This is a genomic window from Actinacidiphila cocklensis (genome assembly GCF_907177275.1).
GTDB lineage: Bacteria > Actinomycetota > Actinomycetes > Streptomycetales > Streptomycetaceae > Actinacidiphila > Actinacidiphila cocklensis.
This window is the reverse complement of the sequence record NZ_CAJSLV010000002.1, coordinates 140545-157397: the sequence shown is the minus strand read 5'-3', so window position 1 is coordinate 157397 and position 16853 is coordinate 140545. Positions and strand designations below refer to the sequence as shown.

The 16853-nt window shown below is 74.2% G+C and carries 15 protein-coding genes; 7 read left to right on the top strand and 8 right to left on the bottom strand.

Translation table 11 applies throughout. The annotated features are described in order from the left end of the window. Positions 1-59: 59 nt before the first annotated feature. Positions 60-1199, bottom strand: a complete 1140-nt coding sequence (locus NFU81_RS02555; RefSeq protein WP_251484437.1) for a winged helix DNA-binding domain-containing protein — start codon at positions 1197-1199, stop codon at positions 60-62. A gap of 92 nt (positions 1200-1291) precedes the next feature. Here NFU81_RS02555 and NFU81_RS02550 point away from each other — a divergent pair, with 92 nt between their 5' ends. Next, on the top strand, positions 1292-2515 hold the full coding sequence (locus NFU81_RS02550) for a hypothetical protein (RefSeq protein ID WP_251484436.1): 1224 nt from the start codon (positions 1292-1294) through the stop codon (positions 2513-2515). A 21-nt stretch (positions 2516-2536) separates the two neighbouring features. On the opposite strand, the gene NFU81_RS02545 is transcribed toward NFU81_RS02550, so the two are convergent. Further along, on the bottom strand, positions 2537-2818 hold the full coding sequence (locus NFU81_RS02545) for a hypothetical protein (protein WP_251484432.1): 282 nt from the start codon (positions 2816-2818) through the stop codon (positions 2537-2539). Between NFU81_RS02545 and NFU81_RS02540 the strand changes: the two genes are divergently transcribed. Next, positions 2786-3412, top strand: a complete 627-nt coding sequence (locus NFU81_RS02540; RefSeq protein ID WP_251484427.1) for a GntR family transcriptional regulator — start codon at positions 2786-2788, stop codon at positions 3410-3412. The two genes, NFU81_RS02545 and NFU81_RS02540, sit on opposite strands and share 33 nt — an antisense overlap. 342 nt (positions 3413-3754) lie before the next feature. Here NFU81_RS02540 and NFU81_RS02535 read toward each other — a convergent pair whose 3' ends face one another. The 6 genes from NFU81_RS02535 to NFU81_RS41145 all read right to left on the bottom strand — a co-directional run bounded on the left by NFU81_RS02535 (position 3755) and on the right by NFU81_RS41145 (position 8204). Continuing rightward, positions 3755-4645, bottom strand: coding sequence for an aminoglycoside phosphotransferase family protein (locus tag NFU81_RS02535; protein WP_422665132.1), 891 nt, complete (start codon positions 4643-4645; stop codon positions 3755-3757). After that, positions 4621-4953 carry a hypothetical protein gene (locus NFU81_RS02530; protein WP_251484422.1) on the bottom strand — a complete coding sequence of 111 codons (333 nt, stop codon included), beginning with the start codon at positions 4951-4953 and terminating at the stop codon, positions 4621-4623. The genes NFU81_RS02535 and NFU81_RS02530 overlap by 25 nt, the downstream gene beginning before the upstream one ends. A 102-nt stretch (positions 4954-5055) precedes the next feature. Beyond that, positions 5056-5724 carry a Type 1 glutamine amidotransferase-like domain-containing protein gene (locus NFU81_RS02525; RefSeq protein WP_251484419.1) on the bottom strand — a complete coding sequence of 223 codons (669 nt, stop codon included), beginning with the start codon at positions 5722-5724 and terminating at the stop codon, positions 5056-5058. A gap of 58 nt (positions 5725-5782) precedes the next feature. Beyond that, entirely contained in the window at positions 5783-5902 is a 120-nt protein-coding gene (locus NFU81_RS02520) for an RICIN domain-containing protein (protein ID WP_251484416.1), read from the bottom strand. 89 nt (positions 5903-5991) lie between these two features. After that, complete coding sequence (locus tag NFU81_RS02515; protein WP_251484414.1) at positions 5992-6438, bottom strand: GNAT family N-acetyltransferase; 447 nt, start codon at positions 6436-6438, stop codon at positions 5992-5994. A 149-nt stretch (positions 6439-6587) separates the two neighbouring features. Further along, a complete protein-coding gene (locus NFU81_RS41145) occupies positions 6588-8204 on the bottom strand; it encodes a carbohydrate binding domain-containing protein (RefSeq protein ID WP_251484413.1) in 1617 nt (538 codons plus the stop codon). Positions 8205-8518: 314 nt separating this feature from the next. Here NFU81_RS41145 and NFU81_RS02505 point away from each other — a divergent pair, with 314 nt between their 5' ends. From NFU81_RS02505 to NFU81_RS02485, 5 genes are all read left to right on the top strand, one after another. Then, positions 8519-10369 (top strand): RNA ligase family protein, encoded by a 1851-nt coding sequence (locus NFU81_RS02505; RefSeq protein ID WP_251484410.1) that lies wholly within the window; start codon positions 8519-8521, stop codon positions 10367-10369. Then, positions 10369-13287, top strand: coding sequence for a poly(A) polymerase (locus tag NFU81_RS02500; RefSeq protein ID WP_251484408.1), 2919 nt, complete (start codon positions 10369-10371; stop codon positions 13285-13287). The genes NFU81_RS02505 and NFU81_RS02500 overlap by 1 nt, the downstream gene beginning before the upstream one ends. A gap of 278 nt (positions 13288-13565) precedes the next feature. Further along, on the top strand, positions 13566-14327 hold the full coding sequence (locus NFU81_RS02495) for an alpha/beta hydrolase family protein (protein WP_251484405.1): 762 nt from the start codon (positions 13566-13568) through the stop codon (positions 14325-14327). 144 nt (positions 14328-14471) lie between these two features. Beyond that, positions 14472-15011 (top strand): GNAT family N-acetyltransferase, encoded by a 540-nt coding sequence (locus tag NFU81_RS02490; protein ID WP_251484402.1) that lies wholly within the window; start codon positions 14472-14474, stop codon positions 15009-15011. Positions 15012-15260: 249 nt separating this feature from the next. Then, positions 15261-16424 carry a hypothetical protein gene (locus NFU81_RS02485; RefSeq protein WP_251484400.1) on the top strand — a complete coding sequence of 388 codons (1164 nt, stop codon included), beginning with the start codon at positions 15261-15263 and terminating at the stop codon, positions 16422-16424. Positions 16425-16853 lie beyond the last annotated feature (429 nt).

The following is a 16853-nucleotide window of genomic DNA, read 5'->3' as shown; positions in this document are numbered from 1 at the left end:
CGCCGGATGGGCCGCCCTGCCGGTCACGCCGTTCGTCGTACGGGCCAGGGGTGACTCGGTCAGCCCTTGACCGTAACGCTCTCGGCGGCGGGAAAGCCCTTGTGCCACCAGTGCCCGTAGCGCCGGTAGACGGCCGGATCGCGGTCGGCGAGCAGCACTGACAGCTGCTCCGCCTCCTCCCGCAGACCCTGCCAGGCGGCCTTGCCGAGCCTGTGGAAGGCGGTCATTTCCAGTCCGTCGTCGCCCGCCCGCCACACTCCCGCGACCTGCCCGTCGACGAGCAGGCACGGCAGGGTGTCGCCGTTGCGCCGCACCACCAGCGGGCGGTACTCCTCGGGGACGAGCCGACCGGCTCCGGCGTGGGCCAGCAGGGTGCTGTCCCACATCGGCAGCAACCGCGGCGGCGCCGGGGTGTCCTCGGCCGGCACGGTGGCGTCCGCCAGATCGAACAGGGGGGCGCGCCCCGGGCCTGCCGGCTTCACCAGCCGGTCGCCGAGTTCGTGCAGCGCCTGCGTGATCACGGGGCGCGTGAGCAGGGTGAAGCGGGCGAAGTCCCGGGCAGAGGCGGGCCCGAACGCCCGCAGGTAGGACAGGAGCAGCCGACGTACACCGGCGGCCGCCTCGTGCGGCTCGGCCTCGGCTGCCGCCGGGGAGGCGAGGTAGGCGTTGGGCTGCGTGAACGACCACGGGCCGCCGGTCGGCGCGTGGTGAGCCGGCGCGTACGTACGCAGCGCCCACCACACGTGGTGTGCGTGCTCGCCGAACCGCCCCGCCATCTCGGCCTGCACCTCGGCGCCGGTACGGGGGCGCTCCAGGAACCGGCCGAGCTCCGGGAGTTGGGCGTCCGCGTCGGCCGGGGCCAGCCCGGTCGCCGTGAAACGGCGGTCGTACAGCCGGACCGCGCGCAGCGAGCTCAGCATCGCGGCCCGGTAGGGCTCGTAGTCCTCGGCATGAACGGCGTGCAGCGTGATCCGCATGAGGGTCGCCTTGACGATCCGGCGGTCCGCGAACGCCGTGTCGAGATCTTCCGGCACGAAGTCCTGCACGCGGTTCCACAGCGCCAGGTACGGCGAGGCGGGTGTCTGCGCCTGCAGAGCGCAGACCCGGCGGACCGCCTCGGCCGCATCGATGCGCCGGCGATCGAGCAGGAACTGGCGGTCCAGGGTGGCCAGGGCGAGCTGCCGCGCGGAAAGGATCACTCCGGGAGTATGCCGTCTGCGACGATCGCAGGCACCGCCGATGGCCCCGACCGCGGCAAAGGGCGGACCGCACCGTCGCATAGCATCGGGCGATGCGCTCCACGCCCGCCGCGATACCCGTCCTCGCCTGCCTGCTGACCGGCGCCCTGCTGGCCGGCTGCGGTGCCTCCGGCAGCGGAACCGCGGACTCCCCCGCGCCCGTTGCGACCACGCCCGCGACCGCAGCCTCGGCCTCGGGAAGTACCGCACCGCCGCCCTCGCCCACCGCGGCCGGCACACACCGGCCCCAACCGGCCCGGACCACGAGCGCGCCCCGGACGGCCGGCCCGGCCTTCGCGGGCAACCCGGCGGGGCACGCGGCGGTCCCCGCCGCCGCACGGGCGGCCGACACCTCGAAGCCGACCCGCACGGTCGGCAACGGGACGTCCGCGAGCTGCACTTCGGCCGCCGTCGTGGCCGCGGTCGCCGCGGGAGGCGTCATCACGTTCTCCTGCGGACCGCGTCCGGTGGTGATCACCATGAAGGCGACGGCCAAGGTGCGCAACGCCTCGGCGCGCGTGGTCCTCGACGGCGGCGGACTGGTCACGCTGAGCGGCGGCGGCCGTCGGCGCATCCTCTCCATGGACACCTGCGACCAGGTCCAGGGATGGACCACCTCGCACTGCCAGGACCAGAGCACACCGGAACTGACGGTGCAGAACCTGACCTTCGCCGACGGCAACTCCACCGGCGACCGGGCCGAGGGCGGTGGCGGCGGTGCGATCCTCGTCCGCGGCGGCCGCTTCAAGGCCGTCAACGACCGCTTCGTACGCAACCGCTGCGACAGCAGCGGACCCGACCTCGGGGGCGCCGCGATCCGCGTCCTCGACCAGTACCACGGCCTGCCGGTCTACGTCACCGGCAGCACCTTCGGCGGTGCGCCCGGCCTCGGCGGCACCTGCTCCAACGGCGGTGCGCTGAGCAGCATCGGGGTGTCGTGGGTGGTCCTCAACAGCGTCATCAGCTACAACTCGGCGGTCGGCGTGGGCGCCAACCCCGCGCGCGGCGGCACCCCGGGCGGCGGCAGCGGCGGCGCGGTCTACACCGACGGCAACCGCTACACCGTCCGGGTCGAGGGCTCGCTCGTCGCGCACAACGACGCGAAAGAGGGCGGCGGCGCCTTCTTCTTCGTCAGCAACGACCGCACCGGCACGCTCACCGTGCGCCGTTCGACGCTCCATGCCAACCCGAGCCACGGCTTCTCCACCGCCGGCTACCCCGGAGTGTTCTACATCGGCGCGGGAAAGCCGGACGTCTCGGACAGCACCCTCGACTGACCTGGGATCCGCGGGTGTTCGCTACTCCCCGAAGTGGAGGAAGAGCGTGCGGGCGTAGGTCCCGGCCGCGTTGTTCTGCTGGCCCGCGGGTCCGACGGATGTGGCCGGGTGGAACTTGTTCCCGATCGCCGGGATGCCGTCGAGGAAGGAGATGTTCCCGCCGGGGAAGGGGGCTGCCGCGTACTGGGAGTCCGCCGGCTGTGCGGGCGTGAACAGCCGCAGGAAGACGTCCTCCTGCGCGGACGCCACGGTGACGGTGCCCTCGGTGGTGTGCAGCGACGCATCGCCGAGCTGTCCTCCCAACTGGAAGTCAGCCACATTCCCGTCAGGGAAGCCCTGCGCCGACTCGAAGCACAGGGCCTGGTGGTGCTGCGGCCGGGCCGCAGCGCGATGGTCAGCCCCCTGCACCGCGACGAGCTGCGCTCGATCTACCACCTGCGCCAGCTGATCGAGCCCGACCTCGCCGCCCGCTCCTGCCCGCTGCTCACCCCGGACGACCTGGCACGCGCCGAGACCCTGCTGGAGACGTACGCCACCGGCGCGCAGAACGCAGAAGAGCTGTGGGCGACCCACCGCGACCTGCACATGGTCCTGCTCCGCCCCGCCGCCACCGAATGGGACCTGCGCATCCTGAGCCAGCTCTCGTACGCCTGCGACCGCTACACCCGCATCGTCTTCGACCCGTACGCCGCCAGCCCGCACGACCTGGCCACCCGCACCGACGCACACCGGCCGCTGCTCGCCGCCGCCCGCTCCGGCTCACCGGCCGAGGCCCGACTGGCCATCAGCGCACACCTGTCGGAAAACGAGAAGGTCACCCTTGAGGCGCTGGCGGTACTGACGGCCGTCACGGACGGCAAGGCCACCGCCGCCGGAAGCAGGAAGATCCGCCACTAGGACGTCCCCGCACCGGCCTCGGTGCGGTCTTCGAACGGCCGACGGCAGCCGGACTCTTGTATGCGCCGCAGAATATATCGTATGAGGTAATCTCCCCCGTTCTGCCGCCGCCGGCGCCGCCGGGTCGTCCGTGAAGGGCGCCGGCTGCGGGCCGGCCTGCCCGGCCTCCTGACCGCCCTGGCGGACAACGTCGACGCCCACCGGGACCGCGACCGGCCCGAGCGCCGGGAGGCCGGGGCGGCCGACGGGACGCGCCGGCCGTGAGGCGGGTCGCGTGACGCCGCGTCAGACGGGAGGTCCCGGGGCTACGGCTTCACGAACCCGTGCCCCGGGGCCGCGGCTTCACGAACCCGGCTCCAGAACGCGGGTGAGGGTCAGTCGTGCCATCCGGGCCATCACCGGATTGCTCTCGGCGTAGTACCACACGGCGCCCATCGCCTGCTGGAACGCCCACGCCCTGCCCCGCTCCCACTCCACGTCGCCGCAGCCCAGGGCAGTTCGGAGGACGTCCCGCGGGCCGCGCTGCAGCAGGTGCCAGGCCCCGACCAGGTCCAGCGCGGGATCGGCAGGACCGAAGCCGCCGGTGTCGAGGACTCCGCCGAGCCGGCCGCCGCCGACCAGCACGTTGCCCGGGATCAGGTCGCCGTGGCTCATCACGTCGGCGCCCGCGCGCGGCAGCGTGCGCAAGCCGTTCCAGACCCCGCGAAGCCGGTCCACGTCCAGCAGGCCCTCGCTGTGCCGGAAGCACTTGTCCATCCAGGCGTCGTGGTCGGTCAGCACGCCACCGCGGCCCTCGCCCTCGAAGCGCCGCCCCCCGGTGTCGGCCGTGCGGAGCACCGCGATGAAGGCCGCCAGGTCCTGGGCGAACGCCTCCGATCCGCCCGGGTCCGTGTCGGAGGCCACCGTCCCCGGCAGCCAGGTCTGCACCGACCACGGCAGGGGGTAGCCCGCTCCCGGCTCCCCCAGGGCCACCGGCTCGGGGGCGGGGAACGGGGAGAGCCGCGCCAGCTCCGCGCTCGCCCGCGCCTCGCGCTCCAGGTCCGAGCGCACCGCGGCCGGATCGGCCGGGCGCAGCGGCAGCCGTACCGCGAGGCCGTCCCCGAGGCGGAAGACGGCGTTCACCGTTCCGCTCGACCGCAGGGGCCGGACCTCTAGGCCGGCCCATCGGGGGAACTGCTCCCCGACCAGGACGGCGACCGTCTCGGCGGTCACGTCGATCTGGTCGTCATGCATGGGCACTTCGCGCACACTCCTTCGCTCGTGTCTTCCGGATGCCCCGTCGCGTTCTCGCCCGGGGCGAGCGGGCCGGCTCCGAGCGCCCGCGCGTCGAACTCGCGCACGGCCTCGAAGAGGTGGTGTTCCAGCCGCGCGTCGACGACGGTCGCGCCCGGCCGGCGGCGGCCCGCGACGCCGGGCAGCCCGGACCCGGCACCGATGCCGACCTGGAGCTGGAACTCCTGTACGGACCCGTCTCCTACGGGCTGCTGCTCCACCAGGGCGACCTGCACAGTGCCGCCGAGCTCGATGCGCTCATCGATCACGTCCTGCGCGCCTGGCGCCGCCTGTCCGGCCGTGACAGGGGTGGCTCACCTGCGCGGGTCCGAGCCCCGGGGGCAGGGCTGCTCCCCCGCCGCTCGTCCCCGTCACGGAAGGAGCCGCCACCGGCCTTCGGAGACCACGTCCACCGCGTCGCCCCTGACCCGGACGGCTGTCTCGTCGTCGATGAAGTAGATCGGGAAGTCCGCCCGTGACGCGACGCGTTCGGCCCAGGCGTCGTCCCGTTCGGGGAAATCCGGCGAGTTCAGGTGCGGCTTGAGGTACCAGTCGAAGAGGCCGAAGGGCGGCGTCACCGTCGTCGCGTCGAGCACCTGGAGGTCCTTCGCGTCCCCCATGACGTCGGCGGACTCGGTGGTGAGGTTCCGGCTGAAGATCATCGATCCGGCGCTCACCCCCACGTAGACCCGGCTCTCCAGCGCCTCCAGGAAGCCGTCGGCCAGGTCGTTGCCGATGATGCTGCGTGCGAGGTGGTACTGGTTGCCGCCCTCGGCGTAGATGACGTCGGCGCGCTGCAGCCGGTCGAGCACCGTACGCCGGGGCAGGCCGTTCAGCTCCAGGACGTCGAACTCCCGCCAGCCGAGACCGTGCAGCCGGTTCATGTCCCCGACGAACCACCCGTGGTCCCCGGGCTCGGCGACGGACGCCGTGGGGACGAACACGACGTTCGCCGAACCGAACGGCTTTCCCAGCATGTCCCGCAGCGCGTCCCGCAGTGTCTCGTTGCGCAGGCCGCTCGCCGTCAGCAGAAGTTCCATCGGGCGATGGAACCACGCGAGACGGGCGCACGCAACGAGCCAGGGGTCATCGCTGACCTCAGGAAACGCGCCAGATCTGGTTGCAGCCGCCGTTGCCGTCCCACAGCTCGACCGTGGTGCCGCTCGCGGGCGATCCCCCGAAGTCGTCCAGGCACTCGCCCGCCATACCGGACGTCACCGGCCCCACGCCGGCCGGTGCGGAGGCGGTGGCGTGTGCGGAAGGTTCACGAGCAGCACCGGGAGGCCCGGGGCCGTCGGCAGCACGGATCAGGCGAGGCGCAGGTCGATCCAGGGCACGATGTCGCCCTCGCGCAGGAGATAGCGTTCGAGCTCGACGAAGCCGTGCTGTTCGGCGAAGCGCAGCCCGTCCGGATTGGAGGCCAGCACCACGGTCTCGATCACCTCGGCGTCCAGCGCACGGGCCTGGCCCAGGGCGCGCTCGTAGAGTCGGGTGCCGAAGCCGTTGCGGCGGTGCTCGGGCAGGACACGGGCGATGACCGTGGCGGTGGCGCCGTTGTCCTCGCTGGGCGGGCGCACGGTGGTGCAGCCGATCAGGACGTCGCCGAGGTGGGCGACCTCCATACGGTTGCGGCCTGCGCGCTCGCGCACGTCGGCGAGCGAGAGCACGTCGCCGGGGATGATCAGGTTGTGGACGTACTGCCAGTCGCGGATCGAGGCGTCGTCGCCCACCGGTTGGATGCGCAGATCGGTCACCGGCTCAGCAAACCGGTGCGTGCCGTGCCGCGTCAACCGCGATAGCCGTGCCAGCAGCCGTCGGGAACGTCGTGGTCACCCGGGGCAGACCTGAACGCCCCACGCCGGTGCCCCGGCCCGTCACGCGGGCCGGGGCACCGGGGTGGAGGTCAGCGGCCCTGGAGGGACCTGACGTTGTCGCCGAAGGACCAGCCCTTCGAGCCGTCCCAGTTGATCGACCAGGTCATCAGGCCCTTCAGCGAGCCGCTGAAGGAGTTCCACGACTGGCTGACCAGGCTGGGCGCCATGTAGCCGCCGCCCGCGCCGGACTGGGCCGGCAGGCCGGGGACCTGCTTGTCGTACGGGACCTTGACCGTGGTGCCCTGTACGACCAGGCCGCTGTTGAGGCAGCTGGTCTGGGCCGTGAAGCCCGCCACCGTGCCGGCCTGGTACGAGTCGCCGGAGCAGCCGTACATGCTGCCGTTGTAGTACTGCATGTTGAGCCACCACAGCCGGCCGTTGTCCGCGTACTTCTTCACGATGGGCAGGTACGCGCCCCAGATCGACCCGTAGGTGACGCTGCCGCCGGTGACGTACGCGGTCTCGGGGGCCATCGTCAGGCCGAAGCCGGCGGGCATCTGCGACAGCACGCCGTCGATGATGCGCTCCAGGTTGGCCTGGGAGGCGGACAGCGTGTTGATGTTGCCGCTGCCGGACAGGCCGGTCTCGATGTCGATGTCGATGCCGTCGAAGTTGTACTGCTTCAGGATCGGCACGACGGTCGCCACGAAGCGGTCGGCGACCGTACTGGAGGACAGGTCGATGCCGGCGGTCGCGCCGCCGATGGACATCAGGATCGTCGCGCCTGCCGCCTTGGCCTGGCACATCTCGGCCGGTGTGGCGACCTTGACGCCGCTGTCCATGCCGTCCTGCCACTCGACGGTGCCGTCCGAGAGGATGACGGGGAAGGCGGCGTTGATGACGTTGTAGCCGTGCTGGGCGATCCGGCTGTCGGTGATGGGGGTCCAGCCGAGGCCGGGGTGGACGCCGTTGGCGGCGCCGTCCCAGTTCTCCCAGTAGCCCTGGAGGACCTTGCCGGACGGCTTGGGCTTCGTCGCGCAGGTGGCACCCGGCGGGGTGCTCGTCGGCGGGGTGGTGGGAGGTGTCGTGGTCGGCGAGGTGGGGGGTGTGGTCGGGGGTGTCGTGGGCGGGGTGGTGGTCGGCGAGGTGGGCGGCGTGGTGCCGCTGCCGCCGGGGCCGGTGAGCGACACGTCGTCCGCGTAGTACGTGGGCTGCCCGTACCAGCCGTGCAGGTAGACGGTCACCGAGGTGGCGTTCACACCGGTGGTGAAGTTCAGGCTGAGCTGGGTGTACGAGGTGGCGCCCGGCGTCCAGGTGGACGGCTCGCTCGCGGCGCCGGTACCGGTGGCGCCGAGGTAGACGTAGCTGCCCTGGACGTAGGCGCTGAGCGTGTACTGGGAGTTGGGCTGCACGCTGACGGTCTGGGTGCACTGGGCGTTGTCGGATCCTGCGGGGGTGGCCTTGAGCGCGGAGGCGCCGGAGTGCACGGGGCTGCTGACCGCCGTGCCGGAGCCGCCGGTGCAGGTCCAGTTGGACAGCCCGCTCTCGAAACCGGAGTTGGCCAGCAGGTTCGTGGTGGCGGCGCCGGCCGCGCCGGAGGTGGCCAGGGTGGCGGTGGCACCTATGACGGCGGCGGCGCTCAGGCCGGCGACGGTCCGTTTCCTGACGGTCGATCTGTGCTGGGCACGGCTCGTGTGACGGAACATGGTGTGCTCCCTTCTCGCCACGTGCCCGAGGGCACACGCGAGTCGTGGGGGGATGGGGCCGGCTCCGGGCGACGCGGGACGACCGGTGCTGTGACCGACGGGGATCGTAGGAGCGGCGGCAAGGCGCGTCAATAGGTCTGGACCAATCGGGGGGTGAGCATCGCTCAGCCCCGGCCGGCCGGCCGCCGACGCCCCCTGCGAAGTACGCACCGCCCCGCGGCTCGCACGGCGCCACCCGTAAACGACTGGTACCGGCTCCCGCGGGCTTCCTACAGTGGTGGAGCCCCCAGCCGTCACAGGAGAGCCGCCCGGTCATGCGCACGCACTATCCCCGCACACCGCACCTCCCCTGGTCGCCGGGAGTCGCGGCGGACGACGTGCGCGCGGGCGGTCTGGCCGGGCTGCACGGGCGGGAGGTCGTCGTCACCGAGAAGCTGGACGGCGAGAACACGACGCTCTACGCGGACGGCCTGCACGCCCGGTCGCTCGACTCGGCGCACCACCCGTCGCGGACCTGGGTCAAGGCCCTCCAGGGGCGGGTCGGCCCGCGGATTCCGGTCGGCTGGCGGGTGTGCGGGGAGAACGTCCACGCCCGCCACTCGATCGCGTACGACGACCTGGAGAGCTGGTTCTACGGCTTCTCGGTGTGGGACGCCGACGGGCGCTGCCTCGACTGGGACCCCACCGTGCGCTTCCTGCGCCGGCTCGGCGTCCCCGTCCCGCGGGTGCTGTGGCGCGGGGTGTACGACGAGCGTGCCCTGCGCCGCCTGACCGAGCGGTGGGACACCGCGCGGCGGGAGGGGTACGTCGTCCGCACCGTCGAGGGCTTCGACGGCGGGCGGTTCGGGGAGCGGGTCGCCAAGTGGGTGCGTCCCGGGCACGTACAGACCGACACGCACTGGATGCACGCCGCCGTGCGGGAGAACGGGCTCGGCCCGGCCGCACCGCTGTGGGCGGTGCGGTCCGGGGCCGACGCGAACGTGCCGGCCCTGCTCGCGGCCGTGGGCCTGGCGGACCGGGCAGACACCGGCTTCCGTGACGTGCCGTCAGTGGCCGCAGGTGTCGGGGCCGCTGACGTCGTCGCGGAGCTCGCCGCCGACGCGGCCGCGCGGCTGGACGTGCTGGGGCGGACCGGGGACGCACGGCTGGAGGGCGTGCTCGCCGCGGTGCTCCACCAGGGCCGCAGGGCCGCCCTGGTGCCGCGGCTCGCCGCACCGCTCGGCATGCGGCAGGCCCGGCGGGTCGGCGACCTGGTCGGGCTGCACCCCCGGCTGCACCGCCCCCTTCCCGACGAGGCGCGTGCGGGCGGGCTGATCCGGATGGCCGCCGCGGCCGACCTGGGCGTCCTGCACGCGGTGGCGGGAGCGGTGCTGGTCGGGCGCGCGGGGCGGGAGGACGCGGAGGCGCGCGAGCAGGTCCAGTGGTCCGCGCTGCACGCGGAGGACGCGGGACTGCTGGGCGAGGCGCCGCTGGAGGGGCTGCGCCGGGGGCTGGGCGAGGCTCTCGGTCCCGGCGCCGCGGGCGGCTCCGACGTCGCCGACCGGTGCTGGGCGCAGGCGCGGGAGATGTGCGCCAGGGGGCGGATCGTGACGGTCGAGGAGGCGGTCGCGGCGACCTGGCGGTGGCGGGGCGGGGATTTCCCCCGGCTACTCCACCTCGTGGGGCCGTCCGGCAGCGGCAAGAGCACGTTCACCGCCGGCCTGCCCGGCGTGGACACGGCGGTCTCCCTGGACGGCCTGCGCGAGGCACGCGGCTCGCGCGCGAACCAGAGCGCCAACTCCGCTGTTCTACGTGAGGGGTTGGCGCGGCTGGACGCGGCGCTCGCGGCGGGCGGCACTGTCGTGTGGGACGCCACCTCCCTCAACGGTCAGCAACGCTCCCTGGTCGCTTCGGTGGCGCGGCGCCGCGACGCCCTGGTCACCCATGCCGTGTTCCTGGCCGGCGGGCAGGAGCTGGCCCGGCGCAACGCGGCACGGCGGAACCCGGTGCCGCCGCAGGTGCAGAGCGCGCAGCTGCGCCGGTTCGACCCGCCGTACCCGGGCGAGGCGCACAGGACCTGGTACGTCGGCGCGAGCGGCACGGTCGAGGACGTGGCGGGCGCCGCCTCGTACGGTGCGTACGGAACGGACGGAACAGCCCGGACGGGCAGCGAGGGCGGCGTGTGATGCGTACCAGCGAGGAGATCTACCACCGGGTCCGCTGGGACGCACGCTTCGACCCGGCCCGGTTCGTCATCGGCGTCCACCAGCGCGGCGCAACGCCCAAGCGCATCGCGCTGCCCGCGTTCGTCCCCGGGGGCGACGTCCCCTGGCACCGGGTGCTGTTCATCGAGGCGGACGGGGAGGTGGTCTGGGACCGGGCGACGGGTACCGACCGCCTCGACTCCTGCCAGGCGGGCCGTGCCCGGCGGCCCCGGCTGCTGCGCGCGCCGTTCTTCACGGCCCGCACCCCGTACGCGTGGGACCCGGCGGCAGGCGCCTGGCAGCCGGTGGACGGTGCGGCAGGCGCAGGGACCGCACCGGGCACGGCGGGGACGGTGCGCGTGCTGACGTGGAACACGTTGTGGGACCGCTACGACAGCGCGCTGGTCGACACCGCCCGGCGCCGCCCGCTGCTGCTGGCAGCGCTGCGGGACGCCGACGCCGACGTCGTCGCGCTGCAGGAGGTCGAGACGGGGCTGCTGCGGATGCTCATGGACACGCCGTGGGTGCGCGACCGCTACGTCCTGGACTGCTCGCCGGCCGGCCGGGACGTCCACGAGCACGGGCTGCTGCTGCTCAGCCGGCTGCCGGTGCGGGAGGCCGGGTGGCACCCGCTCGGGCCGCACAAGGCGGTGTCCGCGCTGGCCGTGGACACCGCGGCCGGCCCGCTGGTGGTCGCGGCGACCCACCTCAGCAGCGACCACTCCGCCGACGGGGCAACCCGCCGGCGGGCCGAACTGGCGGTCATCGCCGAGGGGCTCGCCGCCCTGGACGCCCCCGTCGCCCTGCTCGGGGACTTCAACGACGGCCGCGAAGGACCCGAGGGACCGGCGGCCGCGCTCGGGATGCGGGACGCCTGGAACGACGCGAACGGTCCGCAGGACGGCACTCCCACCTTCGACCCGGCGGCCAACCCGCTCGCCGCGGTCTCCTCGCTGACCGGCCGGGCCTCCCGTCTCGACCGGGTCCTGCTGCGCGCGCCGGGCGTACGCGTGACGCGGGCGGCGCTGCGCGGCAACTCCCCCGCCGCGGACGGCCTGTTCCCCTCCGACCACTACGGGGTCGAGGCCGAACTGTGCTGGGACGAGGTGCCGGACGCGCCCCTCTTCGACGTCCTCGACGTGCGGCCCACGGCCCGTACCGCGGTGGCGTGGATCCCGCCGGCCGAACTGTGGCCGGCGCTGCAGGAGTTGCGGGGCGCCCACGACCCGCAGGTGGACCGCTGGCCGCCGCACGTCAACCTGCTCTTCGGCTTCGTGCCGGAGGCGCGGTTCGAGCAGGCCGCGCCGCTGCTGGCCGCCGCGGTCGCGGGGATCCCCGCGTTCACCGCCCTGCTCGACGGCGTGCGCACCTTCGCGCACGCGGACGACGGCACCGTCTGGCTCGACCCGGCCGCGGACGGCGGCGAGCCCTGGGCCGCGCTGCACCGCGCCCTGGCCCTGCGGTTCCCCGGCTGCCGGGTACGTGCGGAGGGCTTCACGCCCCATCTCACGCTGGGCCGCGGCCGGGACCCGGAGCGTACGGCCGCGGCGTGCGCGGCGCGGTGGAAGGGCGCGACGGTACGGGTCGGGGAGCTGGCCCTCCTGTCCCGCCGGGGCGACGGGCCGATGGCCGTACGGGCGACCGTCGCCCTGGGCACGGGCGAGGTGCGCCTGCTGGACGGCGGCAGCCGGGAGTGGGACAGGCCCGCGGCCGGTGCCGGGGTCGCGTCGCGGGTCGCGGAGCCCGCCGCCGAGCAGGCCCCGTTCGCCGCGCGCGCCCGCGGGACCGCGGAGCTGGTCAGCGGGGCGCAGGCCGACGCGGTGGTGCACGTCGTGGGCTCGCGCACCATGGGCGGCCATCTAGCGGGCGCCGACCTCGACCTGGTGGCCGTCGTACCGGGCGGGACCGGCGTCGCGGAGGTGACGGCCCGGGTGGCGGCGGCGCTGCCGGACGCGGCCCGGCTGCGGCAGGTACGCGGGGCGCGGGTGCCGGGCCTGCGGTTCACCCGGGACGGCCTGGACGTGGACGTGGTGGTCGTCGCCGCGGGCGGGCTGCCCGTGCGCGACGCGGTCGCCCGGCGTGCGGAGCTGGGCGAGGCGGCGGGGGTCGCGCTGAGCGCGGTGAGCGACGCCGAGGCGGTCCGCGCGGCGACCGCGGGCGTCCGCCCGTCCTTCGACCGGCTGGCCCGGCAGGTGAAGGCGTGGGCGAAGTGCCGCGGCCTGGACTCGGCACCGTTCGGCGGGCTCCCCGGCCTGGCCTGGACGGTCCTGGCGGCGCGCACGGTACGGGAGGCCGGCGATCTGCCCGCCGCCGAGCTGCTCGGCCGCTTCTTCGGCACCTGGGCGGCCTGGGACTGGCGCGACCCGGTGGCGCTCTCGCCGGGCGGCCCCGTCCCCGATCCCGCGTCGCACGCCGCGGTGACGGTCCTGACCCCGACCGCGCCGGTCCGCTCCTGCACCGAGCAGGTCACCGCCGGCTTCCACGACCTGCTGGCGCAGGAGCTGTACCGGGCCTGGGAGGTCACGGACACGGCGGTACGGTCCGGCACCGCCCCCTGGTCCCGGCTGCTCGCCCCTCCCCCGCTGCACCGCCGGCACGCGGCATGGGCGGTGCTGACCGTACGGGCCTGCGCGGGCGAGGACTTCGCGTCCGCGCAGGGCCGCTTCCGGGGCCGGGTCAGGGCACTGGTCGCCGCCCTCGACCAGGACGGCACCGCCGGCACCCACGCCTGGCCCCGCCCCTTCCGCACCACCCCGGAGGAGGCCCGTTACGCGATCGGCCTCGGCGCCGCCCCGCCCGACCCCGAGCGCCTCGCCCACCTCGCCCGCCCGTGGGCCAGGGGCCTGCCGAACGTCCAGGTGGCGTGGGTGGAGGGCGGCGCCGTGCCGAGCCTTGGCTGAGGCGATGCGGCCGGTTGCCCCGGCCCGTGCGGCCAGGCCCCCCGGCGAAGGCACGGCGGCCGACGACGCGAGGGCGGCGATCCCGTGGCGGGAGAAACAGGTTGAGGGACGATCATGAGGGCTGCTACCTTGCAGTTGCCCGTGACACCGCCCGAGGAGGTGAGACCCATGAACGCTGTATCGACGTGGGTGCTCCCCCTTCGGATCACGGCCGGCGACTGACATAGGTGTCGCCGGGAGCGCCTCGACAACAAGGCACTCCCGAAAGGCAACACCCCATGAATTCTGTGCAGTTCACCGCTGAGTCGTCGTCGAACGGCGTGCTCGAACGGGACTTCACCGTGAACGGTGTCCCCGGCGTCCTCTGGTCCCCGGCCTCCACCGCGGCCGATCGCGCGCCCCTGGTCCTGATGGGCCACGGCGGCGGCAACCACAAGAAGCACCCGGCGATGTCCGGGCGCGCCCGCCTCCTGGTGACCGGCTGCGGGTACCACGTCGCCGTCATCGACGCGCCCGGTCACGGCGACCGGCCGCGTACCGGGCACGACGAGGCGGAGATCGCCGAGCTGTTCCGGGCACGGGCGGCGGGCGAGCCGGAAGGCCCGATCGTCGTCCGCTACAACGACCACCTGGCGGAGCTCGCCGTCCCCGAGTACCGGGCGACCCTGGACGCGCTCCAGGCGCTCCCGGAGATCGGCACCGGCGGGCCGGTCGGCTTCTGGGGCATCAACATGGGCACCGCGATCGGCATACCGTTCGTCGCCGTCGAACCCCGGGTCACCGCCGCGGTCTTCGGCCAGCACTGGCCCGACGTCCTGGCGGCGAAGGCGCAGCAGATCACCGTCCCGATCGAGTTCGACCTGCAGTGGGACGACGAGCACATCTCCCGCGAGGAGGGCCTCGCGCTGTTCGACGCCTTCGCCTCGAAGGAGAAGTCGCTGCACGTGAACTCGGGCAGGCACAAGGAGCTGCCCAGGTTCGAGGCGGACAGCGCGGTCCGGTTCTTCGCCCGGCACCTCGGCGGAGCGGTGACGTCCTGACGGACACGGTTGCGGCGTCCGGTCCACCCACCGGGCGCCGCAACCGCGGCCCGGGGTGGCGCGCCCGGCCGATGGCCGTGCGGCCCTCATCGGCCGGGGCAGCCCTTTCCTCGGTTGATCTGACCATCTGTTAGCGTGCCGCGGATGGAATACCTGGGAGAGGTGGCCTGGCCGCCCGAGCCGATCAGGACCGAGCGGCTCGTGCTCCGCGCGTCCGAGGCGCGCGACCGTGCGGCGTTCGTCGAACTGCTCACCTCGCCGGAGGTGAACACCTATCTCGGCGGTCCCCGCCCGCGCGACGAGGTCGAGCGCGAGACGCCCGAGGTGCCGGAGCGGTGGCCCGGGAGCTTCGTCGTCGACCTCGACGGGGCGATGATCGGCCAGATCCTGCTCAGGAGGGCCACCGGGCAGCGGCGCCCGGCCGCCGCGGGGAAGGCCGACCTCGGCTACCTGTTCCTGCCGCGGGCGTGGGGATCCGGGTACGCCGCCGAGGCGTGCGGGGCGGCACTCGGCTGGTTCGGCGGCGTCTTTCCCGGCGAGCCGGTGGTGCTCGCCACCCAGACCGCCAACGCCGGCTCGATGCGCCTCGCGGCGAAGCTGGGGTTCACCGAGGTGGAGCGGTTCGAGGCGTGGGACGCCGAGCAGTGGCTCGGCATGTGGTCCCCGTCCACGCCGTCGCGTTGAGGTTCGCGAGCGGCCGGGCCGGACTCCTCGACACGTTTTTCTCACGGGCCTCACCCTCGGCGTGGCCGGCGGCGTTGCGTCGGGACCCGCGCCGGGGACGGCCGCGACCACCTCGCGAGATCCAGGTGGTGCACGAGTTCCGCTGAGGCGGGATCGCTTGCTCAAGGGGCCTGCCGGCCCGGTGCGCAGGTCGGGGGTCGGGCGGTTGCGGCGTCGGGGGCGATCTGGGCGTGTGCCATGATCCGGGGCGTGTATCCGCCACCCGTCCTGCCCCAGGACGCATTCGCACCGTTCCCGCCCGGCCCGTCCGGCGCCTCCGGGCTCTGGAACCGGCTGCCCCGGAACCTGGTCGCCCTGCTGATCGGCGTCGCTGCCGGCCTTCTCCTGGCCGCCAGCGGGCTGTCGTTCGATGACCGCGCGATGCCGCTCGTCGCGCTGGGTGCGGTACTCGCCGTGAGCGTGCACGGCCTGCTGGCAGGCCTGCTGGCCCGCCGGTCCGGCCTCGCGTCCATCCACAGCCACGTCGGCGTGGGGCGCTGGATCGGGTCGCTCACGGTCGGCGGGCAGCTGCTCGTCTTCCGCCTCCTGCCGCTGGTGCTGTTCGCCCCTTGCCGGGCCGTGGCCGACCTGCCGGACCTGCGGCGCCGGCTGTGGCGGGCCACGGCCGTCCAGTTCCTGCTCCAGAGCGCGATCAGCGCCGCCTTGGTCCTGGCCGGCGGCCCCGCCGCGGCCCTCGGCTGGGGTCTCGGCGCCGTCACCCTCCTCACCTTCACCTCCCGCCCGCACCGCGTCACCTCTCCGGCCTGGCGGCTGCTGCGGCTGCCCTTCGGGAAGGAGGAGGCGAGGCTCGACGAATGGCGCTGCGACCCCGCCGCGCTGGCCGCCGCGCGGGCACAGTCCAGCGGACGCCTCGACCTGATGCGTGCCGCCCTGACGGCCGCGCCGCCGTCCGGCTCCCCGCGGCGGCAGGCCCTCTGGGCCGGACTCGCCCTGGCCGAGGGCCGGTACGGCGAGGCCACCTACGAGGCGGTGGCCCTGCTCGGGCGGTCCACCGCACCATCGCTGCGGGCGGAGGCACTCCACCTCTACGCCTGCGCGCTCAGCGACGGGATCCGCACCGGGCTGTGGCCCGCCGACCAGGCCATGCCGCACTTCACGGCAGCCGCCGCCGCGCTGCGCGCGCAGGCAGCGCCTGCCGTCCTCCGCCGAACGGACCTCGGTGCACGCGAGGCGTACTTCCAGGGGGACTACAAGCGGGCCGTCACGCTCGCCGCACGGGCGGCAGCGACGGCGCCCGAAGCGCTCAGCCGGTCCATGGCGCTCAACACCCTGGCGGTGGCGCACACAGCCGCCGGTCGCCCTCGCGACGCGGCCCGCGCCGCCGCCCGCGCGTCAGCCCTGCTCCACCGCTGACCCGCGCGAAATCCATCTGCCTCATGGGCTGCTGCCCGCCTCCGGCCCGCGGCCACCGCCCCCGGCTGCCTGACGGTTGCTCCGCCCCTCCGTACACAGCGCCGGGTGGGGGTGTCCGGTCCACGGATCGCCTAGCGCCTCGGTTCCACGGATGCCGATATTCCATCACAACAGGTGTCATTACGGGCGTGCCGCGGCGGCAACGCAGCCACCGGGCGGGACGGTTGGCGTGTTCGACCCGTACAGGCGCCGACCGCGCCTGCTCCGACAGGAGATTTCCTATGCGTGTTTCCCGCTTTGCCGCCACGCTCGGCGTGGCAGTGGTCGTCGTGATGGGCGGCGCCTCGGTCGCCTCCGCGGCCGCGCCGTCCACGGCCGACGCGTCCGCGTCGCAGCACCGTGACGGCCGGGGCGACGACCGCTCCACGC